Origin of the sequence: Hwanghaeella sp. LZ110 (assembly GCF_048892525.1) — a bacterium.
Taxonomy (GTDB): Bacteria; Pseudomonadota; Alphaproteobacteria; order UBA8366; family Aestuariispiraceae; genus Pacificispira.
This window is the reverse complement of sequence record NZ_JBLZHT010000037.1, coordinates 1-541: the sequence shown is the minus strand read 5'-3', so window position 1 is coordinate 541 and position 541 is coordinate 1. Positions and strand designations below refer to the sequence as shown.

1 protein-coding gene is annotated in these 541 nt (G+C 60.1%); it reads left to right on the top strand.

From position 1 onward, the window contains the following. Positions 1 to 541: hydantoinase B/oxoprolinase family protein (locus ACOSDM_RS20095; RefSeq protein WP_420726316.1), on the top strand; the 541-nt coding region annotated here is incomplete at both ends.

The following is a 541-nucleotide window of genomic DNA, read 5'->3' as shown; positions in this document are numbered from 1 at the left end:
CGACCATGTTGGGTCTGTCCGGGCTACAGGGCGGTGGTGCGCGCAGTTTTGCCGATGGGTATGATGCGGCAGGCTATCTGCATTCACCGCGATGTGGCGCAATGAATGTGGAAACAGCGGAAGCCAGGTTTCCAATCCTGCATCTGTTCCGCCGGCTTGCTCCTGATTCAGGGGGGGCTGGCCAGTATCGTGGGGGCCGCAGTGTTGAAATGGCAATCACCTCCCACGGCGCAACCCAGGCAGAAGTTATTGTCACAAGTTTTGGCAGTGATCATTCAGGATCGCCGGGATTGGCAGGCGGGATGCCTGGCGCTGGCGCGTTGGGCGCGTTGGTTCATACCAAATCCGACAGCACCGGGTTGATCCGCCAATGCGCGGATCGATCGACAACGCTGTCGGCAGGGGATGTCAAATCTTTGCCGTCGAAGGCCCGTGTGGCGCTGAATTCGGGCGATGTGTTTCTGTCCGTTACCCATGGTGGGGGCGGGTTTGGTGACCCGCGCCGACGGTCTGTCGACGCTGTCGCACAAGATTTGGCAAG